Source organism: Bacillus sp. ISL-55 (genome assembly GCF_018613155.1).
Taxonomy (GTDB): domain Bacteria; phylum Bacillota; class Bacilli; order Bacillales; family Cytobacillaceae; genus Mesobacillus.
Window position 1 is genome coordinate 63,701 of record NZ_JAGGQU010000022.1, and the last position, 23,178, is coordinate 86,878.

General features: G+C 38.1%; 34 protein-coding genes and 1 other annotated feature. Of the genes, 8 read left to right on the top strand and 26 right to left on the bottom strand.

From position 1 onward, the window contains the following. Positions 1–129: 129 nt before the first annotated feature. The 4 genes from J7E32_RS12225 to J7E32_RS12240 form a co-directional block, all read right to left on the bottom strand. Positions 130–1,899, bottom strand: a complete 1,770-nt coding sequence (locus tag J7E32_RS12225; protein WP_286183092.1) for an insertion element protein — start codon at positions 1,897–1,899, stop codon at positions 130–132. A 1-nt stretch (position 1,900) separates the two neighbouring features. Beyond that, on the bottom strand, positions 1,901–2,209 hold the full coding sequence (locus tag J7E32_RS12230; protein WP_353654044.1) for a hypothetical protein: 309 nt from the start codon (positions 2,207–2,209) through the stop codon (positions 1,901–1,903). Positions 2,210–2,447: 238 nt separating this feature from the next. Then, positions 2,448–3,056, bottom strand: coding sequence for a hypothetical protein (locus J7E32_RS12235; protein ID WP_214907643.1), 609 nt, complete (start codon positions 3,054–3,056; stop codon positions 2,448–2,450). A gap of 142 nt (positions 3,057–3,198) precedes the next feature. Further along, on the bottom strand, positions 3,199–3,348 hold the full coding sequence (locus J7E32_RS12240; protein ID WP_214907645.1) for a hypothetical protein: 150 nt from the start codon (positions 3,346–3,348) through the stop codon (positions 3,199–3,201). A 301-nt stretch (positions 3,349–3,649) separates the two neighbouring features. On the opposite strand from J7E32_RS12240, the gene J7E32_RS12245 reads away from it, so the two are divergent. Beyond that, the gene (locus J7E32_RS12245; RefSeq protein ID WP_214907647.1) at positions 3,650–3,784 is read left to right on the top strand and encodes a BA3454 family stress response protein; all 135 of its coding nucleotides are present in this window, start codon (positions 3,650–3,652) and stop codon (positions 3,782–3,784) included. Positions 3,785–4,147: 363 nt separating this feature from the next. Here J7E32_RS12245 and gloA2 read toward each other — a convergent pair whose 3' ends face one another. The 8 genes from gloA2 to J7E32_RS12285 form a co-directional block, all read right to left on the bottom strand. Further along, complete coding sequence (gene gloA2, locus J7E32_RS12250; protein WP_214907649.1) at positions 4,148–4,534, bottom strand: SMU1112c/YaeR family gloxylase I-like metalloprotein; 387 nt, start codon at positions 4,532–4,534, stop codon at positions 4,148–4,150. A gap of 11 nt (positions 4,535–4,545) precedes the next feature. Beyond that, positions 4,546–4,947: an anti-sigma regulatory factor gene (locus J7E32_RS12255; protein WP_214907651.1), complete on the bottom strand. Its 402-nt coding sequence runs from the start codon at positions 4,945–4,947 to the stop codon at positions 4,546–4,548. A 4-nt stretch (positions 4,948–4,951) separates the two neighbouring features. Then, positions 4,952–5,308, bottom strand: a complete 357-nt coding sequence (locus tag J7E32_RS12260; protein ID WP_214907653.1) for an STAS domain-containing protein — start codon at positions 5,306–5,308, stop codon at positions 4,952–4,954. 264 nt (positions 5,309–5,572) lie between these two features. Further along, complete coding sequence (locus J7E32_RS12265; RefSeq protein ID WP_214907655.1) at positions 5,573–6,598, bottom strand: C40 family peptidase; 1,026 nt, start codon at positions 6,596–6,598, stop codon at positions 5,573–5,575. Positions 6,599–6,989: 391 nt separating this feature from the next. Beyond that, positions 6,990–7,421, bottom strand: a complete 432-nt coding sequence (locus J7E32_RS12270; protein ID WP_214907657.1) for a hypothetical protein — start codon at positions 7,419–7,421, stop codon at positions 6,990–6,992. Between the two features lie 108 nt (positions 7,422–7,529). After that, entirely contained in the window at positions 7,530–8,390 is an 861-nt protein-coding gene (locus tag J7E32_RS12275) for a DUF421 domain-containing protein (protein ID WP_214907659.1), read from the bottom strand. Between the two features lie 11 nt (positions 8,391–8,401). Continuing rightward, positions 8,402–8,605, bottom strand: a complete 204-nt coding sequence (locus tag J7E32_RS12280) for a DUF1657 domain-containing protein (protein WP_214907661.1) — start codon at positions 8,603–8,605, stop codon at positions 8,402–8,404. Between the two features lie 208 nt (positions 8,606–8,813). After that, positions 8,814–9,287 (bottom strand): hypothetical protein, encoded by a 474-nt coding sequence (locus J7E32_RS12285; RefSeq protein ID WP_214907663.1) that lies wholly within the window; start codon positions 9,285–9,287, stop codon positions 8,814–8,816. A gap of 242 nt (positions 9,288–9,529) precedes the next feature. On the opposite strand from J7E32_RS12285, the gene J7E32_RS12290 reads away from it, so the two are divergent. Together J7E32_RS12290 and J7E32_RS12295 are read left to right on the top strand one after the other, a co-directional pair. Next, positions 9,530–10,693 carry a TIGR04053 family radical SAM/SPASM domain-containing protein gene (locus J7E32_RS12290; RefSeq protein WP_214907737.1) on the top strand — a complete coding sequence of 388 codons (1,164 nt, stop codon included), beginning with the start codon at positions 9,530–9,532 and terminating at the stop codon, positions 10,691–10,693. A 142-nt stretch (positions 10,694–10,835) separates the two neighbouring features. Next, entirely contained in the window at positions 10,836–11,132 is a 297-nt protein-coding gene (locus J7E32_RS12295) for a HesB/YadR/YfhF family protein (RefSeq protein WP_214907665.1), read from the top strand. Between the two features lie 36 nt (positions 11,133–11,168). Here the strand turns inward: J7E32_RS12295 and argS are convergent, their stop codons facing one another. From argS to J7E32_RS12325, 6 genes are all read right to left on the bottom strand, one after another. Continuing rightward, complete coding sequence (gene argS / locus J7E32_RS12300; RefSeq protein ID WP_214907667.1) at positions 11,169–12,866, bottom strand: arginine--tRNA ligase; 1,698 nt, start codon at positions 12,864–12,866, stop codon at positions 11,169–11,171. A 43-nt stretch (positions 12,867–12,909) separates the two neighbouring features. Continuing rightward, positions 12,910–13,123, bottom strand: a binding site (T-box leader). A gap of 65 nt (positions 13,124–13,188) precedes the next feature. Then, entirely contained in the window at positions 13,189–13,662 is a 474-nt protein-coding gene (locus tag J7E32_RS12305) for a GNAT family N-acetyltransferase (RefSeq protein WP_214907669.1), read from the bottom strand. 77 nt (positions 13,663–13,739) lie between these two features. Next, positions 13,740–14,576, bottom strand: a complete 837-nt coding sequence (locus J7E32_RS12310; RefSeq protein WP_214907671.1) for a hypothetical protein — start codon at positions 14,574–14,576, stop codon at positions 13,740–13,742. 55 nt (positions 14,577–14,631) lie between these two features. Beyond that, on the bottom strand, positions 14,632–15,177 hold the full coding sequence (locus J7E32_RS12315; RefSeq protein WP_353654045.1) for an RNA polymerase sigma factor: 546 nt from the start codon (positions 15,175–15,177) through the stop codon (positions 14,632–14,634). A 124-nt stretch (positions 15,178–15,301) separates the two neighbouring features. Beyond that, on the bottom strand, positions 15,302–15,571 hold the full coding sequence (locus J7E32_RS12320; RefSeq protein WP_214907739.1) for an OsmC family protein: 270 nt from the start codon (positions 15,569–15,571) through the stop codon (positions 15,302–15,304). Further along, on the bottom strand, positions 15,572–15,772 hold the full coding sequence (locus J7E32_RS12325) for a hypothetical protein (RefSeq protein WP_214907675.1): 201 nt from the start codon (positions 15,770–15,772) through the stop codon (positions 15,572–15,574). 201 nt (positions 15,773–15,973) lie between these two features. Between J7E32_RS12325 and J7E32_RS12330 the strand changes: the two genes are divergently transcribed. Together J7E32_RS12330 and J7E32_RS12335 are read left to right on the top strand one after the other, a co-directional pair. Then, positions 15,974–16,111 (top strand): hypothetical protein, encoded by a 138-nt coding sequence (locus J7E32_RS12330; RefSeq protein WP_214907677.1) that lies wholly within the window; start codon positions 15,974–15,976, stop codon positions 16,109–16,111. Between the two features lie 100 nt (positions 16,112–16,211). Further along, a complete protein-coding gene (locus tag J7E32_RS12335; RefSeq protein WP_214907679.1) occupies positions 16,212–16,640 on the top strand; it encodes a hypothetical protein in 429 nt (142 codons plus the stop codon). 99 nt (positions 16,641–16,739) lie between these two features. Here the strand turns inward: J7E32_RS12335 and J7E32_RS12340 are convergent, their stop codons facing one another. After that, entirely contained in the window at positions 16,740–17,354 is a 615-nt protein-coding gene (locus J7E32_RS12340) for a LysE/ArgO family amino acid transporter (RefSeq protein WP_214907681.1), read from the bottom strand. Between the two features lie 167 nt (positions 17,355–17,521). Here J7E32_RS12340 and J7E32_RS12345 point away from each other — a divergent pair, with 167 nt between their 5' ends. Then, the gene (locus tag J7E32_RS12345; RefSeq protein WP_214907683.1) at positions 17,522–18,262 is read left to right on the top strand and encodes a class I SAM-dependent methyltransferase; all 741 of its coding nucleotides are present in this window, start codon (positions 17,522–17,524) and stop codon (positions 18,260–18,262) included. Positions 18,263–18,300: 38 nt separating this feature from the next. Here J7E32_RS12345 and J7E32_RS12350 read toward each other — a convergent pair whose 3' ends face one another. The 6 genes from J7E32_RS12350 to J7E32_RS12375 all read right to left on the bottom strand — a co-directional run bounded on the left by J7E32_RS12350 (position 18,301) and on the right by J7E32_RS12375 (position 21,304). Further along, positions 18,301–18,474 (bottom strand): hypothetical protein, encoded by a 174-nt coding sequence (locus J7E32_RS12350; RefSeq protein ID WP_214907684.1) that lies wholly within the window; start codon positions 18,472–18,474, stop codon positions 18,301–18,303. Further along, a complete protein-coding gene (locus J7E32_RS12355; protein WP_214907686.1) occupies positions 18,471–18,941 on the bottom strand; it encodes an NUDIX domain-containing protein in 471 nt (156 codons plus the stop codon). Before J7E32_RS12355 ends, J7E32_RS12350 begins: the two co-directional genes overlap by 4 nt. Before the next feature lie 86 nt (positions 18,942–19,027). Next, a complete protein-coding gene (locus J7E32_RS12360) occupies positions 19,028–19,303 on the bottom strand; it encodes an HIT family protein (RefSeq protein WP_286183105.1) in 276 nt (91 codons plus the stop codon). A 61-nt stretch (positions 19,304–19,364) separates the two neighbouring features. Beyond that, on the bottom strand, positions 19,365–19,820 hold the full coding sequence (locus J7E32_RS12365; protein WP_214907688.1) for an NUDIX hydrolase: 456 nt from the start codon (positions 19,818–19,820) through the stop codon (positions 19,365–19,367). 5 nt (positions 19,821–19,825) lie between these two features. Beyond that, positions 19,826–20,542, bottom strand: coding sequence for a class I SAM-dependent methyltransferase (locus J7E32_RS12370; protein WP_214907690.1), 717 nt, complete (start codon positions 20,540–20,542; stop codon positions 19,826–19,828). A gap of 165 nt (positions 20,543–20,707) precedes the next feature. Then, on the bottom strand, positions 20,708–21,304 hold the full coding sequence (locus J7E32_RS12375) for a class I SAM-dependent methyltransferase (protein WP_214907691.1): 597 nt from the start codon (positions 21,302–21,304) through the stop codon (positions 20,708–20,710). Between the two features lie 234 nt (positions 21,305–21,538). Between J7E32_RS12375 and J7E32_RS12380 the strand changes: the two genes are divergently transcribed. Continuing rightward, positions 21,539–21,742 (top strand): thioredoxin domain-containing protein, encoded by a 204-nt coding sequence (locus J7E32_RS12380; RefSeq protein ID WP_214907693.1) that lies wholly within the window; start codon positions 21,539–21,541, stop codon positions 21,740–21,742. A 29-nt stretch (positions 21,743–21,771) separates the two neighbouring features. Here the strand turns inward: J7E32_RS12380 and J7E32_RS12385 are convergent, their stop codons facing one another. Further along, entirely contained in the window at positions 21,772–22,512 is a 741-nt protein-coding gene (locus tag J7E32_RS12385; RefSeq protein ID WP_214907695.1) for a hypothetical protein, read from the bottom strand. A 106-nt stretch (positions 22,513–22,618) separates the two neighbouring features. Between J7E32_RS12385 and J7E32_RS12390 the strand changes: the two genes are divergently transcribed. Further along, the gene (locus J7E32_RS12390) at positions 22,619–23,128 is read left to right on the top strand and encodes a DUF3231 family protein (protein ID WP_214907741.1); all 510 of its coding nucleotides are present in this window, start codon (positions 22,619–22,621) and stop codon (positions 23,126–23,128) included. Positions 23,129–23,178 lie beyond the last annotated feature (50 nt).

The following is a 23,178-nucleotide window of genomic DNA, read 5'->3' on the forward strand; positions in this document are numbered from 1 at the left end:
CCAAACGCTGTGCTGGTGTCTTTTTGGTCTTACCTGATTCGAAAGGCAAACAGAAGTTATAATATGTCCTCAAAATTGTTATTGCCATCTGTGCATATTTAGGATTGAAGTTAGCATAAATATAGCTCTTTACATCTCCTCGAGCTGTCGATAATGGCCTTTCCAGTATCGATAGTCTTCTCCTAATAAGCGAATAAAAGCATTGGCTGCATTGTCATTCACATTTAGTACCAGGTTTGCGACATCTCTTGCTTCTAGCGATGATATGTTGGTGGTGCAATCAACCGAACGATACCCTCGATCAATAGTAGCTAATGGATGCTCTATAGGGTTATCAGCGTACTCCAAATGAGAACCTGCAGAAGTTTTAACTTCCTTATGAAAATAGTGAGTCCTAAGAAGTTGCTCTAGTTTAAGGAGAGCTAACTCTTTTGGTGAATTTGTTTTATATCCATTAAACTCTCCCCACTCCAAAAGTTCACTTACTGCCTCAAAATGCTCCCTTTGACATTGTGGCCTTGATTTAGTCTTGTCGGTGTGGCAAAGGAAATGGTGTGCATCACTTAATCGGATTTCTTTTGCAAACACTCGAAATATAGCTGTTATAAGTGAACTATCTTCATCCGTTACAAAACGCCACTCAGATGCATTAACAAGTTCCTTTATTAGCCAATGGTGTGCAACCGTTGTATAGGTCGAATTAACGTGTAATCCATCTGTGTATTTCGCCCTGTTCTCTATTTTAGAAAGTTCAGTTTTATATTCAGATTTAGTCTGAGTATCATTATCTGATGGTGGCTGCGGATAATAAGTGTGTTTAGAAAACCTTGCATTTTTCCTAGCATATATCGATAAGTGATCACATTTATATTGAATTGTATCCTTATTAATTTCTTCGAGTATAATATCCCAATCATAAGACACGTCGCTTCTAAAAACATATCTTGAGAAAACATCCGCACTAACAACCACATGAGTAGGGAAAACAGAATCTTCAAGATCTCTGTATTTACTTTTACTCATTCCTTTCTTGCGAACATTGTTAAGGTAATAGGTCATTTTATCTGTGTTGACCCACATTTCTTTAAATTGCTTATTCAGCAACGGTTTGGTTTCATGTCTTTCCAAGAATTCTAGACACTTTCGGTAAACGAATTTCAACTTCTCATAGTATGTTCCCTTGGAGATTTCTAAAATCTCACAAGTTCTATTAATAGGGTTTTTGTTTAACAATAATTTTGTAAACATAAGGTTAATTTCACTGCGTTTTTGTTTATATATAACCGATTGCTTGCTATTTGGTCTTAGAGAAGTCTTTTTCTTGCATGTTTTGCATTGCCACTGTTGACTTCCGGTACTACTTTTTCCTTGTTTGTAGAAATAGGAAGGCATTTCAAAATGATCGCTTTCTCCTTGAAGACACCCTTCTTTATGGAAGTCATAATTAGGTTCTTCGTCTTTAATGTTGTTAATACGGATCAATCTCTCGATTTCTTCAGTAATAGACCAGTTGGATAACGCGACTGTCTTGCAACCAAAGGCAACACCTACATTTGGATGTATAGGGTCAGGATTACATTCAATCATTTTCCTTGCATCGCCCGACGAATTTAATTTATATCTACTAGGATTCCCTTTCGCGTCCTTAAATTTTTCTTGTTGGAGCCCTTGCCACTTGCAGTATGGATTCACACAAACGTTTAGTTGAAGTGAGTGACTATTATGTAAATGATTAAACTCAATCGGCATAAATAATAATTCTCTATATTTTGTTCCAAATTGTCTAGGAGTTAAGACATCATAATCTTTGCTTCTTTTATCTAATTCCTTCTGCAATACAGGGGAAGTGACTTCTAATACAACATCCGCTTTTGGAATGAATGTCTTGAGGTTAGCCAACTTAGTCTTCCTCCATTAACTGCTCGATTTTTAGTTGTTTGATAACACGTTTGTTGTTTCGTTTATTTTTAATCCATTCAATGAAGTTTTCATCTTCCAGAAGATGAATGAGTAGTTTATCTACAACATCACTTTCTGTGTACTCGGTGTATTCAGCATAGTAAGAGACAACGGCTCTTGCGCGTTCTGAAATAAGCCAATCCACCTTATCTGCATTGATATTTCTAGGTTCAATAAATTTCATTACTATAAATGCTCCTTCATATCCTTGTTGTGAACCAGTATAACCATAACTCTGAATTTTTAACACCCCAATTAACACCCCAATTAACAGAAGTACAAAAATTATTGTACACTTACTAATTGTAGTGTTAATTAGCATGCTGATTTTAATGTTAAAAGTAAAGATTTGCCCAATAATCTCTGTAATATCAACGAAAAAAAGAGGTGCAAATTAGCATGCTAATTACACCTCTAAAATATATGTTATTTGCTGTTTTCTCCCTCTCAACCGAACGGCTTACTAATTGATGGAAGGGTTTTTTCGTCTATTCTTCATCTATAGTGATATTCTCCATGACCAGTTCGACCCCTTTTGCATTCTCGATATAATTGATTACAGGGTCAATTTCGTTTCTAAGTTTAGGAGTCAGCGGCAATTCAATTCTTTTGTCATCATAAGTGAATATCACTTTATCAGGTGTTAAGGTACCACCCTCTTTTTTGTTGATTTGTTTCATCGCCGTAATTTCATCCCATGAATATTCGGTTTGTTCTAATTTCCAGAGCTCATCATAATACAAGCCATTTTTGTTCATATAATAATAATTGTCAATACTTAAGTAACCACCTGCAGCCAAGATCACCAGGGTGAAAACAGCTGCAATAAAAACATTGAAACTTCTTTTTCTGGATTCATCAGTTTTGAAAAGATAAATAGCCATGATGATCAGTAACACAGGTATAATCAGTAACACCGCTATCATTGTTATGTATGATGACATCGGACTGTCAAAAAACCAGTGCGAACGGTCAAGGTAAACTGAATTGTGAATAAAAGATACGATAAAAATCCCAATTGGTACAGATGCGAAGAGCAGGATAACAGCGACTGTTATCAGCAAACTCCCGGCACGGTCAGCATTATGTGCACTCAAAATATTGTTCCCCTTTTCTAAATCTCTATATTTCCATAATATATATTCAACTACAAGCAAAAAATTTCCTGCTTAAATTGGAAACTTTTTTCCTAGCAGATACGAAAAAACAAGCCGGAATGATCTCCGGCTTGTTTTGTTCTTATTTCCTCAAGTTTTCCTGATCCTTTAATCTATTTTGCTGGTCGGGAACTCTTCCTTGATCCTTGAATTCATCTATCTTTTTATCTTCACCAAGTTTTTCTCGTTCGTATTCAACCAAGCTTTGCGGGTCTTTTTTTGAATGATCCATGAAGCTTTTCCCTCCTTAGCCTTAGTATTTATGCTATTCCCTTTAAGGAATTTAGCCAAACCCGTAGGCGAGATGTATGTATGATGGTTAAGGATTATTTTCTCTAATGACTTTGTATTAAAGCGATTTTCAACACACATTTAATTGACTTTTCATGTGGCTATTTAGCATCCAGACACAAATCATCAACTAAAATATAAACTTCTGCCAGTCCACTAGGTTTACATAAACCATTTAGATGGTAATTAGAATAACAAAGAGGTTTAACATCAAGTAAAACAAGAAGAAAGGAAAATGTATAATGAGAGAAATCACAGTAAGCGTAGACCTAAAAGGAAAAAATTATTTAACCAACGTCATTGCTGACCGTGAAACATCTGAGGAAGAAATCCAAGAGATGGCACGTAAGCAAGTTCAAGAGCAATGGCTCTTATAAAATGGCTGTTTTCGTTAAGATTATTGTTAAAATCCTAAAGCCGATTTTAACGTAATATAAGGCCATTTTGCAGTTCGGAATTAAGTTTGCATGCTCTTTTCTCCTAAAAGAGTCAACTTTACGAAGAAAAATGGTTTTAAAATTCTATTTTGCAGTCAAAAAGCAACAAAGTTTGAGAAAAGAGCCTTTAAAATAACGAAAAGGATGTTCAGCTGCTGTCGCTGAACATCCTTTTTTATTATCTTGGGTGGATTTGACACGAGTATTGCACTTTACTTTTTTGGGACATTTAAGTCTGCTCAAACCAATTGTCTAGAGCAACATGCGGTACAAATTTAAGCGTGGAAATCGAGACAGAGGATTTTACTTTTCATATAATTCAATTGGTAATCCATCGGGATCGGAAAAGAATGTAAATTGCTTATGAGTTAGTGGATCAATTCTGATCGGTTCCACTTCCACTCCTTGCGTTTCAAGATAATTTGCATATGAGGATAGATTTTCCACAGTGAAAGCGAGATGCCTTAGACCAGCAGCCTCAGGGTAACTCGGGCGTGCCGGAACTTCCGGGAAAGAGAACAATTCAATTTGATAGTGACTTCCAACACTTAAATCCAATTTATAGGACCTTCGTTCTTCTCTATAGGTCTCTGAGATGACCTTCAAGCCAAGAACTTTTGTATAAAACTCTTTTGACTTTTCATAATTTGAACAGATAATGGCGACGTGATGTATTTTGTCTAGCTCCATGCCAATCCCCTTTATCTCGCCCATTTGGTAATTGTAATTTTTGTGCCAGTTCCCGGCATAGAATCAATATCAAAACTGTCCATTAACCTTTTAACTCCTGGAAGTCCTGCACCAAGACCGCCTGAAGTAGAAAAACCATCCTGCAAGACCATTCTTATATCATTTATCCCTGGTCCATTATCAGCAGCAGAAATCTGAATCCCTTTTCTTCCATTCTCTTCTAAAACGTCAATAGTAATCTGGCCGCTGCCCGCATATAAATAAATATTTCTTGCGAGCTCAGAAATCGCTGTCGTTATTCTTGCCTGGTCAACGCCACCAAATTGGAGATTTTTTGAAACCTCTCTCCCTTTCTGACGAGCAAGCACTATATCAAATTCATTATTAATATTAATAATAATCGGTTCTGTCATTTGGCTAACCCTCTAACAATTGGCTTAATATCGTAATTCCTTGCTCAAGATCCAGTGCAGTATGGACATTTTCCAATGTTATGCCAAGCTCTATTAAAGTAATGGCGACTGCAGGCTGGATACCTGTAAGGACTGCTTTCGTGCCCATCAGGCTTGTCATTACTATTACGTCGCCCAATACTTTTGCAATGAATGAATCAATCATATCGACTGAAGTTAAATCGATTACAACACCTTTTGCTCCCGTATCTTTAATTTTATTCAACAAGTCCTCTTGAAAAGTCAATACCGTCTGGTCATCAAGTTCTACTTGAATTGAAACTAATAAATAATCTTTTAACTTTAATATAGGAATTCTCACTTTTTATGCCTCCAAATCATTAAACTCACCAGAATTCACTATGTACAAATAATTTTAATCCAAAGTGGTCTACATCCAAACACTTGCACGTTAGCAAATAAGATTTTAATTGGATTATACGCTATATATAAAGTGGTTTACAAATTAAAAGCTGTGCTTTATAAATGAAATGCTAAAAAGTTACGAATAAGATAAAAAGATAAAAAAACCTCCATTTAGGAGGTTTAATTATTTCTGAAGCTGGGTAAAGGTTTAAAAAGCAGATTAAAATGTCGTTCTTGCTCCCAGGTAACGTGGCTTCCAATAGGAGTTATTCATATCACTGATTTCTACTCCCCTTGATGAACCGGCATGAATAAATTTGCCATCGCCTAGATAAATACCTGCATGCGATGGACCTGGCTTATATGTCTCAAAGAACACAAGGTCTCCTACACGTGGTGAAGAAACAGGTTTTGTAGCATCCCAAATGGACGATACTGTTCTCGGGATTGAAATTCCTACTTTGCTATATACATAGTTTAAGTATCCTGAACAATCAAACCCTGCCGGCGTGCTCCCTGCCCAAACATAAGGTACACCTATATACTTTTTGGATTCCGCAACTAATGAGTTTACCTTAGTGGTAGAACCATATGTCGCCATTACAGGAGTACTTGCTGTCGATACATTAGTAGCAATTGTTGTTGAAGTTGAACCTGATAGCTTCAACACCTGACCAGGGAAAATAAGATGAGATTTCAGATTATTGATAGACATCAATTGTGATAGCGATAAATTATGGCGAGCAGCAATCGTTGACAAATTGTCACCACTACGGACTGTATATGTGCTGGATGAGCTGGCTGGTGCTGTTGTTGCTGTTGTTGCCGTTGTAGCGGCAGCCCCAGATACATTTAATTTTTGTCCAGGATAGATTACATCAGATTTAAGCCCGTTCAATGCTTTAAGTCCGCTAATGGACATTCCATATGATTTTGATATTCCCCATAACGTATCGCCTGTCTTTACGACATACGTAGAACCAGATGTGCTTACGGCAGTACTAGCATCAGTTGAATGACTGTGCGGCGCTAGAACTGATAGTTTTTGATTTACATAGATGGTAGAGCTTGATAGATTATTCCACTTTTGAATATCATTTACAGCAACATTATATATATTTGAAAGTTTCCATAAAGAATCTCCCGATTGTACTGTGTGAAGTTTATCATGAGCACTTGCTGAGCCATTGAATGAAGTAAATAAAATCCCGGCTGTTGCAGCCACCGTCAAAAGCTGTTTTTTCATGTTAGAGCAACTCCTTTGATTTCGATTACAGCTTAATAGTAGAGTTTCCCAAACTAGTTTTGAATCTATAAATATTGGTTTGTGAGGAATTGTTTTCCTCTGGTAAAAATACCGTTTACATGCCAAAAAAGAGCCAAAACCTATTATTTACAGGGTTTACAGGCTCTTTTTTCCTTTTAATAACTCATTTTGTTACACGAATGAAATATAAGCTTAATCTTGTTGTAACTTTAACAATCTATGCCAGTTTACCCAGCCTTTTTTATTAGCAAGGTAAAAAGGACCTAATTGATTGAACAAACAGTGATATTTCCTTTATAAAAAACTTTTTTAAGTGAAATAAAAAAAATCCCGCTGTAACAACGGGATTTTTTTTTGTTCTTTCAAATTATTAAAGGTTGCGCTTAATCAATTGATTTGCCAGTTGATCGACCTGTTGGCTGTTTCCAGTTTCTTTGGCAGCTGAAGCAATTTGGTTAATCATCTGACTGCTTTCAGGGTTTGTTGACGTTGTCGAATGGAATCCAGAAGATGGACTTGACTCTCCAGTATTCAATCCAGATGTGATTTCTTTCGCGAATTCAGTAATACCTGCAGGAACTGGCTTATTAAAATCTGTTCCCACATTTGAATTTTGGAAAAGCTGCCTCATCCCATCTCCCATACGATTTCGAAAAACAAACGCTGCAGCAGCACTTGCCACAACTCCCATAATCGAAAACGTCATGGAACGATTTCTCTTACGTCTGTATCCGAACATTTTCATCATGTTTTGAGGAATATTCGATCTCATCAACGAAGAAATCCATGCAGATCTATTCATCCGGCAGCACCCCTTTATAAATTAGAGGAGTTCTGATAATCCCCTCGTGCTTAGTATTCGATATCTTCAAATTGATATTCCGGAAAAAGATTACATAATATAAGCTGTCTATTCCTTCAAAAACGGCCTTACTTTATTGATCGCTTCTTGCAATCTTTCAGCGTTCTTATTGTACATTTCCTTAGTGCTTGTCGATTCTGTCCCTAAAGCGAATAATTCTAAGTCTGCCTGGCATTTATTAAGCATGGCCAACAATAGTTTTCTCGGTTGAGGTGATGGAATCTGGAATTGGTCATCGTAAATATCAATGCTTAATTTGCCATAAGAATCAACTTGACCTAAAAAAACATTTTCAATAGTCACTCCTAGATTGTCTAGTTCAGTATCCAGCCATCCTTTGTTTTTACCAACAGATGCTAATTGGTCATGCAATACTTTTCCATCCATGATAACAGTATAAGTCTCCTTTTCAGGAGCGACAGGCATGTTTAAATCCTTTGGTGTAAGAGGAAGCAATTCTTTTTTTAGCAATACACTTAAATCCCCTTTTGGCTCAAGGACAGCAAACTCAACATCTGATGTTTTGAAAACATTTTTCTGTCTTAACAATGAATTCAATTCATCGATTGTGTATTTTTCCTTTTTCAAATTCTCTTCCATCACTTTTCCATCTTTTATTATTACGGTTGCCTTTCCTTCAAAAAAATCACTGAACTTCTTGCTTTTGATTCCTAAAAGATCATGTAAATATGTAAAAGTCCCGAATATTACAATAGCCAATACTCCATGAAATAAATTCCCATCAAGACCCATTATTACTTCCCCAGCGATACTTCCTATCGTGATACCCGAGACATATTCAAAAAATGACAGCTCGGACAGTTGCTTTTTCCCGCCAATTTTCGTAATTGCAAACAATGTCACCACAAATAACACAGACGAAACAATAATGTGCAGCCATTCATTCATTTTCTCACCTTCTAGCTTTTATATTGCGGCTCTGCTATCTCAAGTTCAGTTTTTCTTTTTTGCAGGTCTGTTTTTATTTCTCCGATGACTAGCATCGTTTCGTGAAAAACTTTGCTAGCTTCCGGGCTAGTTGTATTCATTGCCATGGACGATAACTGTGCTTCAATTCCTTTTATCGTGGAAAGGACCTGGTTCACATCTGATCCAATTGTCAAATTTATCTCACTCCTATATAAAAGAAAAAGGCAGGTTCTCCCTACCCTCCCTTACTTTTTACTGTTTGTATTGTGGTTCTTCTTGTTCAATCTAATGCAGCCGAGGTACTTTTTTAGTATGGCAAGAGTGCAAAGAAATATGCCTTCCTAAATATCTCCAAAAAAGCAAAAAGCCATTAGCATGCTTTCTTAGCAAACCAATGGCAGATTAATCGGTATCATCATATACAATAATTCTTGTGTTATATAAAACGTAGCCATTACCCCATTTAGCACGAATTTCCATTGCATAATCCCCACCAGCAACTTTCGAATCCTCTAGGTTTAGGGGATACCCATTAAGTAATTTATATGCGAGCTTTCCTGTATCCATTTCCCATAAATAACATTTAACAGAATCAGGTGATTGTTCAAATAATAGCCTGATTCTGTCATCAGTCTCAACAATAATTGGACTTGATTCTTTTACGAAGACGGCGGGGTCGGTATTAGTATCTGCTGATGCTGTCCGTCCCCATTTTTGGAGCGAATAAGTTACAGGCTTAACCTCTACAGCATGTTTGGCGACAACCATTTCTAAGTTCGGAGGGGTAGGTTTATACCGGCTATAAGTACTCCAACTTATTACACAGAATAAAATCAATAAAGACATGGTTACCCAAAGGATAGACTTCTTGACCACTGATATCCCCCATTTCCAGAACACCAAATGCTCCCATTAAATAGACGGAATGGTCAGTGAGAAGGTTTCAAATATTTCAGTTAATTTAATTAAAATTACTTTAATTCCCTCCAATATTTGTTATCTGGATGGTTACTTTTCCTGCTAATCCCGTTTTCGATATAATGTAACATTCATTACATGCGTAAACAATCTCTTATTTTATAATGAGTAAATAAATGATAAAAAAGTTGGTGATGAAAATGCATGGATATGGACATTCACAACCTTCGGGTCATCTTGCTGGTATTGATTTTAATGAAAATCCATATATCGTTATTTGGGAAGTTACGAGGGCGTGCCAGCTTAAATGCTTGCATTGCAGAGCAGATGCTCAGAATAAGCCTGACCCATTGGAATTAACACCTGAAGAAGGCAAAAATCTGATCGATCAGATATACTACATGGGCAATCCTATGCTTGTATTTACTGGTGGGGACTGTATGATGCGAGAAGATCTCTTTGACCTCGCGGAATATGCAATTAATAAAGGTATGCGCGTTTCAATGACACCTAGCGCCACAGATAATGTGACGAAAGAAAAAATGCAAAGAGCTAAGGAAGTCGGACTTTCAAGATGGGCTTTCAGCCTTGATGGTCCTACTCCTGAAATTCATGACCATTTCCGCGGCACTCCTGGGTCGTTTGACCTTACAATTGAAAAGGTAAAATACCTGAACGATTTAAATATGCCCTTGCAGCTTAATACGGTTATTTCCCGCTACAATTATGAACATCTTGAACAGATAGCCGAATTGATGAAAGAACTCAAGGTAGTAATGTGGTACATTTTTCTGCTTGTACCTACAGGCCGAGGACAGCTGGATGCCTGCCTTACTCCGGCAGAACACGAAAAAGTTTTCAGATGGCTTTACGAATTAAGCAAAACCGCTCCCTACGATATTAAAACCACTGCAGCTCAACATTACAGACGAGTAGTTTTTCAGCAAAAAGCACGAGAAAATCGGGTAAGTAATACAGACGAGGGAATCCGTTATGAAGACACCTTAACTAAAGATATGGCCTCTGTGATTGATGGGTTGAAGCGAGCGCCTAAAGGAGTAAATGACGGAAACGGATTTTTGTTTGTTTCCCATACCGGTGATGTCATGCCTTCAGGGCTGCTGCCTCTGGTTGGCGGGAACCTCCGCGAAAAACCATTGGCTGAAATATACCGAAACTCCCCTCTTTTTAAAGATTTACGAAGCCCTGACAAATATAAGGGCAAATGCGGGGTATGTGAATTCCGCTTTGTCTGCGGGGGATCACGCTCCAGAACATACGCAGTGACGGGTGACTATATGGAAAGCGAGCCATTTTGTGTCTACATCCCTGAAGCAATGCGTAAAAAAGAATCAAGTGTTTAAAATCTTCAGCTTCCGATTTGGGAGCTGATTTTATTTTAAGCATATTTGACACTTTCATGACAACGCAAAAACTGTGACATAAAGCACGGCGACCAGCACCATTCAGGTTTTAAAATAAAACTAACGAAAGGATGGTGCAAAGATGACAATCAAGATTGATCAAAACGCATATAAATGGTTTGAACAGGAATTTGATACACCTAAACCGTTTCACATCCGCCTTTACCCTCAATATGCCGGGTTTGGCGACAAGAACAAAGGCTATAGCCTGGCATTTTCCCTTGAAGCACCTGCCATTGCCGCTGAACAGCAACAGATTGACGGGATTACCTTTTTTGTTGAAGCAAACGATACCTGGTTTTTTGACGAGACAGATGTAGAGTTGAAGTTAAGCGACACCTCTGGGGAAATTTTCGCTAATTATATAGAACATAAATGAACATAAGGAGTCCCTGGAATGATCCAGGGACTCTTTTTACATTTCCTTGAGTGATTTAATGCCAAGCAATCTAAGTCCTTCTTCAAGAACAACGCTAACAGAATGGACCAATAAGAGTCGGGCCTCTTTTTCTGCATCATCTCCGAGAATCCTGACTTCTCCGTAATATTTATTAAAAGCCTGAGACAGGTTTAGAACATATTTAGCAATTAGGGATGGATCATTTTTCTCGAACGCTCTCTTGATTGTATCCGGAAATGCTTGAAGCTCAGTTATTACGGGCCATTCACTATCTGCAGCCAAATTGACTTCTCCATTGCCATCTGCAAATGCCCCTTTTCTCAATATTGACTGTGCACGGGCATTTGTATATTGAACATATGGCCCTGTTTCGCCTTCGACTTTTAGCATCTCTTCTAGGGAAAACTCAATATCATTCATGCGAAAATTTTTCAGGTCATGAAAAACAACAGCGCCAGTACCCACCATTGCGGCAATATCTTTCTTATTGGCCAGAGAAGGATTTTTATCTTCTATATTCTTTTCCGCCAACTGAATGGAATCTTGGAGAACGTGTTCAAGCAAAACAACCTTGCCTTTTCTTGTGGACATTTTTTTACCATTCTTCAGCATCATCCCAAACGGAATATGAACAATACCATCTGCCCAAGGAAAGTCCATTCTTGCAAGTACTGCTTTCAGTTGTTTAAAATGAAGACTTTGCTCATTGCCAACAACATATAACGATTTTACAAAGGAATATTTATCGAATCTGTACTTTGCTGCAGCTAAATCCCGGGTTGCGTACAAAGTGGCGCCATCCGATTTTTTTATTAAACATGGAGGAAGTTCAGATTCATCCAGCTTGACTACTTGTGCCCCATCTGAATTTTCAAGCAAACCCTTTTCCCTTAACATTTTTACAATGGGTTCCATTTTATCATTATAAAAAGCTTCTCCAGCATATGAATCAAACTCAATTCCCATAAGGTCGTATATCTTTTTAAACTCCTTTAATGATTCATCCTTGAACCATTTCCAAAGCTCGAGTGCTTCATCGTCGCCATTTTCCAGACGTCTGAACCAATCACGCCCCTCTTGTTCAAGCTGCGGCTGACTTTCTGCTTCTTCATGAAACTTTATATACAGTGCAAGCAGTTCTTGAATCGGTTCAGCCTTTACTTTTTCCTCATTGCCCCAAAGCTTATATGCCGTGATGAGTTTGCCAAATTGAGTTCCCCAGTCTCCTAAATGGTTGATTTTCACTGTTTTGTATCCGCATTTTTCATAAATAAGTGAAAGCGAATTCCCAATAACGGTGGACCGCAGATGGCCCATCGAAAAAGGTTTGGCGATATTTGGCGAGGAAAGGTCAATTGTTACAGTCTGACTTTCACCCTGGTTAAGATCACCATAATGATTCTTTTTTTGCTGAATTACGTTCAAAAGTTCTTTGGCGACGTTGGCCTTATTTAAATAAGCATTTATATAACCGCCAACTGATTCAAAACGATTGAATGGCCCATCAACATGACTTGGCAATCGTGAACTTAGATCTTCGGCAATTTCTGCTGGTGGCTTTCGCATCGTTTTCGCCAGTTGGAAACATGGAAAAGCCAAATCCCCCTGGTGCAAAAATTTTGGTTTCTCAATTAACCTCTCTATTTCATTACAAGTAAGCAGCCCATCGATCTCGGCAGCAAGCAATTCTGAATACAGTTTTACATATTCCATTAGAAATCCCCCTTTTAAAAATACAAAAAACTCCCGTCTCTATATTAGAGACGAGAGTTTATCCCGCGGTACCACTCAAATTGTTCCCACACTAAGGAACCTGCTTTCATTGATAACGGGTAAAACCCGGCCGGCCATACTCCATTCAGGCAGGCATCTCAAAAGTGCGCTTCATTATTCTGATGCACCAGGCTTCCACCGTCCCTGGCTCGCTGAAGCAAACAAAGAATAATTACTCTCTTCATCATCGATTAGATATTTTTACCATTATAAACAACTGCTATGTCATTTTGCAATCATTATTTTAATTCTTTAGATAAAACTATTTAACTTTTAATCCTGTATTGAATTCTTGGATGGATCGATTGAAATCATCAAACTTCTCAACATAGTTGCCGCTGGTATAATCCTCTATCACGTTCCGCCAGAAGTTCCTTGCTGGTTCATTTTTCTCTACCTGGGTGATACTCCACTTTCCAGGGAATTGATCAAACAGCTTACATGCAGCGATTTTGCCGAATCCTCTACGGTAAAATTTCCTCATGATAAAAAACTCTAAGATGACATTTGGTTCTCCGCTTTCGACCATTGCAAAACCTGCCAGCTCCCCATTGTGGATAATAAAATAAGCGTGTAAATCGGCTTCGGACCAATACGGCTTCAAATCAAATGGAGCAAAGCTGCCATTCACTTCAAGCTTGATATCCTGAAAGACAGTAAATTCGTAAATATAAAATTGAATTAAATTTTGAAGAGTTTGTTCCTCTTCTTGTTTCACACGAACTAAATCAATCACATGGATTCCCCTTTTTTCAAGATATATATAAATTCGGCCAGTTTATCAAAAAACCTTTTTCTTCTACAAAAGTCTATTTACTCCTCTCTGTCCGGATATGAATACTGGTAGGTTATTTCTTTACCTTTTAATGAGATTTCAACTACTTCTGAACCATCGGCAGATTCGAATGTGTATGATGAAACGCCATCGTTGATCTGTTTCCATATCCCCGTTGATTTAATTTGATCAATATATTCTTTGAACTGTTCTGGTAACCCTTGCTCCCATACATATTTTTCAATATCACCTATTGACTCTACTGGACTTAACCCAACAGGATATGGGAGATTTCCGTAGCCATGGGTAACATATAGCTGCTCTTTATGCCGATAGGGCTTAGGTTCGATGAAATCTAATGATGAAATGACCTGGAAGATTTCAGCGTATTCAAGCTTTGGGTAATCGAAGCTAAAGTGGATTGTTTCTTTTCCGGCTTCGACGAAGAAATGGTACCGGAGGCTGACATCCATCATTTTAACGTGTTCAATATATAATGAGGTTGGATAAGGAAAGTTCACCATCTCTTTTGCCATATTCATAGCACTCGTATTGATGATTTTATTCTTCTCTTCATCAGTTACAAATTCAGCCATTCCTACTTGTTCAGGGTTGCCTTTTTCATAAAAGGCATAACCTTCCTTGTTCTTTTCGCTATATATGCTTTCTAAATCCCAATTAAGACTGAATTCATTAACTGTCTGAGATTGTCCAGACCCCTCAGGTGATTGATAATACTGTTGCAACTGAATCAGCAGACCTGAGGAGATGATAACAAATAGTGCTGTTAATACTACATTTTTGACGCCGTAGATTCTTTGTTTTACTTTTAATCCTGCTTGGTCACGAATCGATGACCTGATTCTACTTCTCATCCTGTCTTTTTCATCTTCTCCTGGGGTAACTGATCTTATGACAGTCCAATTTCTTTCAGAAGGTTTTCTCAAAGTATTCGCTCCCTTCCAATACATCCATTTTCTTTAATGCAGCTAATCCCCTAGACAAAGTCTTTCTGATTTTTGATTCCGACCAACCCAGGATTTCAGAGATTTCCCTAGTGGAACACTCTTCAACCTTTTTCAAAGTAATCACAAGCCGGTAGTCCGGTTTAAGCTGCTGGATTGCTTCCAGTGTTCTCTCTATTGTTTCTCTGTGTTCAATATACTGTTCAATGTTAAAAGGTGACTGGATCTCTGGGTCATTAGCAAATAATGAAAATACCCTTTTTCTTTTTCTCCTGCGTATTTCATCTATTACGAGATGCTTTGCTATACTAAAAAGCCAGGTTTTAACGCTCGTTTTGTTTTCGAATTTCTCAAAGGACGTAAAGGCGCGCACAAAGGTATCATGAACCAAGTCTTCGCAGCATTGACGGTCTCCAATCATGTAAAAAATAAACCGGTAAACATCTTTATAATATATCTCATACCATTCCATGATCTGTTGTTCCTTAAATTGATCGTTTATTTCCCCCACCTCATTTCCGCCATCTATACGATAAGTCGAAACAGAACGAAAAGTGTGACACATTTTTGTTCATTATTTATCCATTATAAAGCAAAAAATGAGTCCTTACGTTTTAAGATAAGGACTCATTTTACTAGTATTCTTCAATCTCCCAGGTGTGTGTGAACTGGATACAACCCTTTAATGTTTGTGCAACTGGACATCCTTGCTCAAAAACATTTAAAGCTCTTTCAGCAGCTTCGCTTTTTCCGGCCGGAACCTTCAGCTCATAGTGGCAGTTGATTTTCGTGATTTTCAATACTCCTTCAGGTGCTTCAATTGTACCCTGAACCTTTGCTTTGACTTTATCGGGATAAGTAGGGATTTTACGCGCCTCCAGCGCGCCAGATAGGGTTCCTACCAGTCAGCCTCCCGCTGCTGAAACAATATGATCAAGGGTTGACGGATACTCGACATCTGGATTAACACCATAGAACTGCTTCACTCCACCATGGACACCAAATAGTAAAGGCTCATTAAAACCATCAATATAAGCCTCTCTTATTTTGTTGGCAGTATCTTTTTGAATCACTGTTATCTTAGTTAATGCGACTGGCTCAGACATATTACGATCCCTCCTTGATTTACTAATTCCAACATATAAGAAACCTTGTTATTTTACAAATAATTGCCTACTGATTTTACAAATAGGCAGCCCGAATTCACTAATCTATGATACAAGCTGATGCTCGTCCAATATTTTTACATATGATGTTGTTGTAAGGTTCGGATCTTACCTATCTTCTTTATGGAAGGGGGTGAAGAGATGTTGATCACTGCGATTGTCGTTCTTTTGCTGGCTCTTGCTTTAGTCGTTGCGATTTTGTTGGGTCAGGATGCTTTAGCTAATGTCCTTTACACTTGCATCGGTGAAGTAATTGCTGTCGAAAATGGTGCTGCTTAATCTCTTTGAAAGATTTTAGACCTGAAGCCCCTTACAGTCTCTCCGGCTATACCGGTATATGCCGGGGAGTTCTTACTAAAAGATAGAAAGGATGAATTAAATGAATGAAAATGAAGTAAAGCCATATATTGACCGTTTAAAAAAAGATCCGTCATTAAATGAAATACTTAATTTTACAGAGGCAATCCTAAAGAAATTACCAGAAAACGCGAATGCAACCGATAGGATTGAAGCACCAAAGGATAAACAATTGAGTGCAGCAACGCTAAACTCCCTGGTGACTACAGCACAAAGTTTTATAAATCCAACTACTTTATCATTACTTTCAAGGACTTTAAATCAGTCAGAAATTAAAGAAGAGAATTCTGACACTACTAGCTTAAAACTCAAGGTTGAACAGCTTTCAGCTGAATTGAGCGAAGTAAAAGAGGAATTCAACCAAACCAAACTTCAGTTAATAGAAAAAAATCAACGTTTGGAAGAACTAGAAGCCACTGTCCAATCTCTTAAACGCCGGAGGAGGCGGTAATAAAAATAGAGTCCTTCATTTTCAATATGAAGAACTCTATTTTTCTCGCTTTTTCTTCATTGATTGCATAAGATGCTTATGTAACCTTCTCGACTCCTCTTAACGGCTAAAAAGAAGTTCTGCCAAATAAATGGCTGTTCCCCACATAATCAAAGCGGATATTTTATTTAAAACAGCGCGAAAACCATTTGACTTCCCTAATCTCCCCAATTGGCGGCCAATGAAGGCAAGTGCAAAAAACCAAATCCAGGATGTAAAGATACAGGCGAGCGCAAATGCAATTTTCGCCGGACCTGCATAATTGAGCGAACTTGTTCCTATCACTCCAATTGTATCCATAATCGCATGAGGATTTAGCAGGGAAACCGAGGCTGCAAAAATTATTTGCTTTTTTGGAGAAAAAGCCTCCTGTTGAGCCGATATTTCAGTGATTGTACTTTTCCAGGTTAAATAACCCATATAGATTAAAAATAGTATTCCGGCTGATATAATCATTGTTTTGAGCCAGGCAACCTGCAGTACGATAACCGATATTCCCAGCACAGCCAAAGTGATCAAGAGTGTGTCACTTATTGAAGCAGTAAGGATAACCGGCAATACTCTCCTATATTTTTTGTGCATCGATCCCTGATTGAATATAAATATATTTTGGACTCCTAATGGCAGGATCAAACCGAATGCGAGGATGAATCCATGAATACCTGCGGCTAGCATAAAGCCTTCCCCCCATCTAACCTCCTAGCTTTTCCAGAATAAGCCTTCTTCAAATTCAACTGGCAAGTGAATTCTCAAACCTTTAATGCTTACAACTTCAATTATTTTTAAAGGAAATTTCTAGATATTAGAGAAATATAACATATTAAGTTTTGGAGGTATTAAGTTTGAACAATGACACACTATTAATCAATAAAAAGAGCTGGGACGAGGTCGCTCCTCGCTTTTATGGACGAACAGCATTGCCGGAGTACGGTCCGTTCGCTCCTGAGGAAACTGAGCTTAACATGTTTGGCAACATAAGCGGCAAAAAAGTTTTCGATATTGGTTGCGGAAGCGGCCACTCTTTAATGTATATGAACGATAATGGCGCTGCTGAACTGTGGGGGTTGGACCTTTCACACTCACAAATTTCAGCGGCAAAGGAATTACTAAAAGATACAAAGGTTCAATTATTCCAATCACCTATGGAACTGGACCCTGGCTTACCCCATTCCTATTTTGATATCGTCTACTCGATTTTCGCTCTTGGTTGGACGACGAATCTGGAACAGACACTTAAGAATGTCCATCTTTATTTAAAGCCAGGCGGAACATTCATTTTCAGCTGGGAACATCCCTTATACAGCCGGATCCAAAATACAGAGGATGGCCTATCATTTAATAAATCGTACCACGAAGAAGGCCCCTATGATCATCAGGCTTGGAACCACCCTGCTATCATGCAGCAGTACAAAGTAAGTACATACATTAATTCACTTGTCGCTACAGGTTTTAAGATTGTGAAAATGGTGGAAGAAGTACGAATCACTGACGAATTGATAAGCCGGGATCATAACAGATGGTATAACAAGGCTAAAGTTGAGTCAGTACCGACGACGATTATTTTCAAATGCACAAAATTATAGCAGTACAAAAAAGGACTTAGGCATAAGTCCTTTTTTGATTAGTCTTTAATCAGTTTCTGTGAGATAAAGGCAACAGCTAAAGTAACAATGAAAGCAAAAATACCGTAGTAGATTCCATTTTCCCAATCAAACATATTACGCACAAACGTCATGATTGTAGCGACCAAAAAACCTGTGAATAGTGCCTGACGAAAGTTAATTTTATTTTTCACTTTTTATCCCTCAACTTTAATAGACTAACATAGTCTAATATTGCCAAATCTACTTGATCGATGTGTATAGTTTCTATTAAATCCCAAAGTCTTATTTCGGTCATTTCTTCGTTCTCTTGGAAAGGGAGTAAAGAATCAACTGACGAGTAATATATCGGATTAAACTTTTCAGTTTCATTTTGGAGATTCCTCACCCTTGCCAATCCAATAAATTCAAGGTCTTCAACAAACTGTCCAGTTTCTTCAAGCAGTTTTCTTTGAGCGTACTCCAAAGGTGTTTCATCTTTCTCCCTTTTGCCAGCCGGTACTTCCCATTGTTGCCTCAAGCTATTAAAACCTAGGAGATAACCGCCCTTTATCTCGATTATCGCATGAGAGCCTGCCAGCGGGTGATACTTGTTCATTTCCATTTCATTCATTTCGATGAAATCTATTAATTCAAATCCATTATTTTGCCTGGTGATCATGAAGCAACCGCCCTTGTTCGTCACGTATTCTCGCACCGAAATGAACATGCCAGTGCATATGTTTATTGCTCTGATAGTTTCCAATGTTAGTCGAAATCGTGCAGGCCCCAATCCTTTTCAAGCTTAGAGGCAATCTGCTTCACAACTTGAAGCACATCAATCAAAATATCATTTTCCTCACTGGATACTGTTAAAAAGGATAAAATATGTTTTTTGGGAATGACAATAATATGTACCTCATAATATGGCCGAGTGTGATAAAACGCGAGAGTCTGCTCCGTTTCAAATAACTTTTCAACCGGGGTTTTACCTGATAATACTTCATCACAATAGAAATCTTCCCATTTTTGTTCAGCGATCATTTGAACACCTCTTTTAATTGCCTTTCTCCACTTCGGGACAATGAGCCACAAATCTTCTTCACTATTCTATGGCGTTATTTTGAAGATAATGTTTTATATAATCCATGTAACTTTTTTGCAAGTCTTCAGGCAATTGATCCAAGCTAAAGAATTGAAGATCGATTGATTCTAGTTCATCTATCTCTAGTTCCCCGACATATTCATTTGTGGAATAGACTGTAGTCACTGAGTACAGTTCGTCGCCATTGGCTACTTTTAAATAATATTCTGCACCTGATATTACACCCTCAAGCTTCAGTTCTCCAATGTCGAGTCCCGTTTCTTCTTTTACTTCTCTTCTTGCAGTTTCTTCGAGGCTCTCTCCTAGTTCCATCAATCCTCCTGGAAGACCCCATCCTCCGTCACTTCTTTGCTGAAGAAGTAATTGACCTTTATTGTTAAAAACAAGAACAACAGCTCCTGGCAAAATAAGCGGCCTGTGGCCCACTAGTTTTCTTAACTCGCTAATATATCCCAACTCACTCACTCCATTATTTCTTTTTTGAATATTGCAGCTAATAATGCAGAGGTTCCAAATTGAGAAGATTTAGGCTCCATGTCTCTCATTTTCCGGATTTCGACTGCTTTAAAGTCGTGAAAAATCTCCTTAAGTTTTTCATCCGTAAAACCTAAACCGCCTCTCATGCTTCTGCCTCTATAGACCTCCCAATCGGAAATAGCGCACCCGCCAAGCTCTCCTCCCAGAACAAAACAGGTTAGCGCGAAGAAACCACCAGGCTTTAAAGCTCTCTTTACCAAATCAATATAACTCATTCTCCTATGAGGAGGGATATGATGAAAGCAGCCAGAATCATAAACAAGATCGTATGTACCTTCTTCAATATCCAAATCAAAAATATTGCGTTGAATAAAATTCACGTGGACCCCTTGTTCTTTTGCCCTCTCTTCAGCCCATCCCAATCCTTCTTCTGATTTGTCGACAGCATCCACATGAAAGTCATTCCTGGACAGATAAATTGCATTCCTTCCGGGTCCACAGCCTAATTCCAACGCTTTTCCCGCCTTAATTCTCTCCGTTTCAACATATTCCACTAAGTTCTCATCGGGATGATTTTCAAAAAAAGGAACTTTCTTTTCTCGATCAGAGTAAAAATAGTCCCAATTAAATTCACTCTCTTCTTTCAGAAGATGATCTAACATGGTTAATAAATCCTCATAACTATGGATTGTTTCTTTCATAAACGCCCTCCAAAAACTGTCTGTTTTACCCTCTCTGTTTTAAATTTCATCGCCTTTGTCCTCTCAATTTATCTCTGATATTAATTCGACAAACACTTGGAAAATCCTTGCAAAAACAGAAAAAAGCGACCTTCTTTTCAGAAGAATCGCTGAATATACAATGCTTTACTTTTCCAAAATAACCTGGATCACATGACCGGTCCCGGTATGCAATTGACCTTCAATTCGTTCCTGTTCTCCGTAGAAGAAATGCAATACTTTATATCCCTTCAGCCATTGTAACAGGTCTGCTGGATCGTAAAGCATTTCTACTGTTTTTGGCCCACCTGTTCCATATTGGACCTGGTCCTCTGAATATACTTCAAGCATCACTATGCCACCTGGTTTTACAGCCGATACTAATTTATCAAACACAGTCTTTTGGTCATGTTTAGCAAAATGGCCAAAAACCATGATCGCTGCGTCGAATTCAGCACTTGGGACTGAATCTTGAATTAAATCCTTCTGTTCAGTCTTGATTTTCACTCCATTGTTTTCAGCCAAGGCTTCAGTTTTCTTTAATCCATTCAGCGCATAGTCATAAGCTGTGACATCTAGACCTTGTTTCGCAAGGTAGACAGCATTCCTGCCTTCTCCTTCCGCGAAACATACAACCTTCCACCCCTTATCCAGCCTGTTTGCCTGATTCTTTATAAATAGGTTTGGTTCCTCACCATACACATATAGTTCAGACCCAAAACGTTCATTCCATGGATTGCCCATTCTATCACCCCTCCTTATTATACCCATTACCCTTTTTATAGTATGATTACTATGCATAAGGCTATTCTATTTTTAAATGGGTATCAATAAGATAAGGAGGTATATTTAATGAGAGAACTAACAACAATGGATGAAGTTAAAAGCTTGATCAGTGACAATGAATTAAGCTTTATTTATGTATTGACCGACAGTTGAAGCGTCTGCCATGGTCTGCTTCCTCAGGTTGAGGAAGTGATGAAAGATTTCCCTAAAATCGAAACCGGCTTAGTAAATGCTGGCAAGGTCGAAGAAATAGCCGGATTCCTGATGGCCTTCACAGTTCCCGTCCTTGTCCTCTATGCAGATGGACGTGAATATTTAAGAGAAGCCCGGATTGTACAGGTTGAGAAGTTAAGAGATGATATTACTAAAATATACGAAGGTTTTTACGGGGAATGATTTGGAGCTTGGAATAACCAAGCTCTTTCTCATTCAGGTAAGTTAAGATAATTTTCATAAATTAATTTCCCGTCAGATGAATATCCTGAGATCTTTGAAATAACGCTTTGGGCATCTTCAACATCTGATAAATGAGTCCAGAACTTCCTATTATCGTTAGTTAAAATTTTTGCATTATACTTTCCATGATTGACTTCTAAAATGACCTTAGAAATTTCCGCTTCATGAATTTCTCCGATGAATACTGTCTTGTATGTATTATCTCCTTTTGAAGAGTAGTCCCCCATTAACCATGTTGCAGTTCCAAAGGTTACAGGCTCGGGTTTTCCGGATGCTGACTGTTTAAAACCAGATGCCCCTCTGTATTGCCACCCTTTATTTGTATTTGCATAATTAATGATGCCATACCCATTTGTTATTTGGTAAATAGAAAAAGCATCCTCACCCTTTATTTTTTCAGTATAGATGATGTTGTCAGTATCGATTCCACTGTCCAACATTGCCTCTTCAATCGTCTTTTGGTCTTGTTCGATGTCATTTGCCTGATCATCAGTGCATCCAGCAATAAACAAGCCTGTTGCTAAAATAATTGCAAAAACTAATTTATTCAAAGAATCACCCTTTACTTTTACTGTAACATAACCATTTAAAAATAGAGCTTGATTCACTAAACATTCGAACTCTTTAATACACCAAACAAGGGTCCCAGAACTAGATTTCCTCTGATTATGTAATTCGTCCTTAAAATTATCCTTTCCTTTATATTCCATAAAGTTATAAGTATGAATGCATCAGAACTATGTAAAATAATCAATGGACCAACTTCCTTTCATAAGGAGAAAATACATGAATATAGAAACGATAAGGAGTGCGATCATGGGAATTTTAAGCGGGAATCCTAAAGATGAACCAATGCATTATGGTGAAGTATATGGTACGTGGAGCCATCTATCGGTCAATCATGGACTGATTGCAGGATATCAGACATTCATCAATCATATAGGTGATGAGGACCTTAAAAAACTAGTTCAAGAAGCTATTGAAGCAATGCAGGAAGAAAACAAGCAGGTTGAGGAATTGCTTAAATCTAACGGAATCGGTCTTCCTCCTGCACCTCCAGAACGCCCAGTTGCTCACCTGGAAGATATTCCACCAGGAGCAAGATTCAGTGACCCTGAGATTGCTGCTGCTGTTTCAAAGGATGTTGCTGAAGGATTGGTAGCTGCGAGCGCAATGATTGGCCAATCCATCAGGGAAGATATTGCTTTAATGTATGGCCAGTTCCATATGGCTAAAGCACAATTCGGGGCTAAGATGCTTAAATTGAATAAAACTAAAGGATGGCTGGTTCCACCTCCATTGCAAGTTAAATCTACAGAGAGTTAAATAATAATATTATGTAAACAGTTTTGAGAAGAAAAACAGCAGATTCCCCT

What these genes read in the sequence shown, in the direction of transcription:
- J7E32_RS12290 (WP_214907737.1), top strand. Translation starts at nt 9,530, where the DNA reads ATGCATGGATATGGACATTCACAACCTTCGGGTCATCTTGCTGGTATT.
- J7E32_RS12385 (WP_214907695.1), bottom strand. Translation starts at nt 22,512, where the DNA reads ATGGAATATAAAGGAAAGGATAATTTTAAGGACGAATTACATAATCAG.
- J7E32_RS12360 (WP_286183105.1), bottom strand. Translation starts at nt 19,303, where the DNA reads ATGATCGCTGAACAAAAATGGGAAGATTTCTATTGTGATGAAGTATTA.
- J7E32_RS12330 (WP_214907677.1), top strand. Translation starts at nt 15,974, where the DNA reads ATGTTGATCACTGCGATTGTCGTTCTTTTGCTGGCTCTTGCTTTAGTC.
- gloA2 (WP_214907649.1), bottom strand. Translation starts at nt 4,534, where the DNA reads ATGGAGCTAGACAAAATACATCACGTCGCCATTATCTGTTCAAATTAT.
- J7E32_RS12275 (WP_214907659.1), bottom strand. Translation starts at nt 8,390, where the DNA reads ATGAATGAATGGCTGCACATTATTGTTTCGTCTGTGTTATTTGTGGTG.
- J7E32_RS12310 (WP_214907671.1), bottom strand. Translation starts at nt 14,576, where the DNA reads ATGAGAAGTAGAATCAGGTCATCGATTCGTGACCAAGCAGGATTAAAA.
- J7E32_RS12245 (WP_214907647.1), top strand. Translation starts at nt 3,650, where the DNA reads ATGAGAGAAATCACAGTAAGCGTAGACCTAAAAGGAAAAAATTATTTA.
- J7E32_RS12340 (WP_214907681.1), bottom strand. Translation starts at nt 17,354, where the DNA reads ATGCTAGCCGCAGGTATTCATGGATTCATCCTCGCATTCGGTTTGATC.
- J7E32_RS12390 (WP_214907741.1), top strand. Translation starts at nt 22,619, where the DNA reads ATGGGAATTTTAAGCGGGAATCCTAAAGATGAACCAATGCATTATGGT.
- J7E32_RS12355 (WP_214907686.1), bottom strand. Translation starts at nt 18,941, where the DNA reads ATGATCACCAGGCAAAATAATGGATTTGAATTAATAGATTTCATCGAA.
- J7E32_RS12335 (WP_214907679.1), top strand. Translation starts at nt 16,212, where the DNA reads ATGAATGAAAATGAAGTAAAGCCATATATTGACCGTTTAAAAAAAGAT.
- J7E32_RS12255 (WP_214907651.1), bottom strand. Translation starts at nt 4,947, where the DNA reads ATGACAGAACCGATTATTATTAATATTAATAATGAATTTGATATAGTG.
- J7E32_RS12325 (WP_214907675.1), bottom strand. Translation starts at nt 15,772, where the DNA reads ATGTCTGAGCCAGTCGCATTAACTAAGATAACAGTGATTCAAAAAGAT.
- J7E32_RS12370 (WP_214907690.1), bottom strand. Translation starts at nt 20,542, where the DNA reads ATGAAAGAAACAATCCATAGTTATGAGGATTTATTAACCATGTTAGAT.
- J7E32_RS12375 (WP_214907691.1), bottom strand. Translation starts at nt 21,304, where the DNA reads ATGGGCAATCCATGGAATGAACGTTTTGGGTCTGAACTATATGTGTAT.
- J7E32_RS12380 (WP_214907693.1), top strand. Translation starts at nt 21,539, where the DNA reads ATGAAAGATTTCCCTAAAATCGAAACCGGCTTAGTAAATGCTGGCAAG.
- argS (WP_214907667.1), bottom strand. Translation starts at nt 12,866, where the DNA reads ATGGAATATGTAAAACTGTATTCAGAATTGCTTGCTGCCGAGATCGAT.
- J7E32_RS12295 (WP_214907665.1), top strand. Translation starts at nt 10,836, where the DNA reads ATGACAATCAAGATTGATCAAAACGCATATAAATGGTTTGAACAGGAA.
- J7E32_RS12270 (WP_214907657.1), bottom strand. Translation starts at nt 7,421, where the DNA reads ATGAATAGATCTGCATGGATTTCTTCGTTGATGAGATCGAATATTCCT.
- J7E32_RS12265 (WP_214907655.1), bottom strand. Translation starts at nt 6,598, where the DNA reads ATGAAAAAACAGCTTTTGACGGTGGCTGCAACAGCCGGGATTTTATTT.
- J7E32_RS12240 (WP_214907645.1), bottom strand. Translation starts at nt 3,348, where the DNA reads ATGGATCATTCAAAAAAAGACCCGCAAAGCTTGGTTGAATACGAACGA.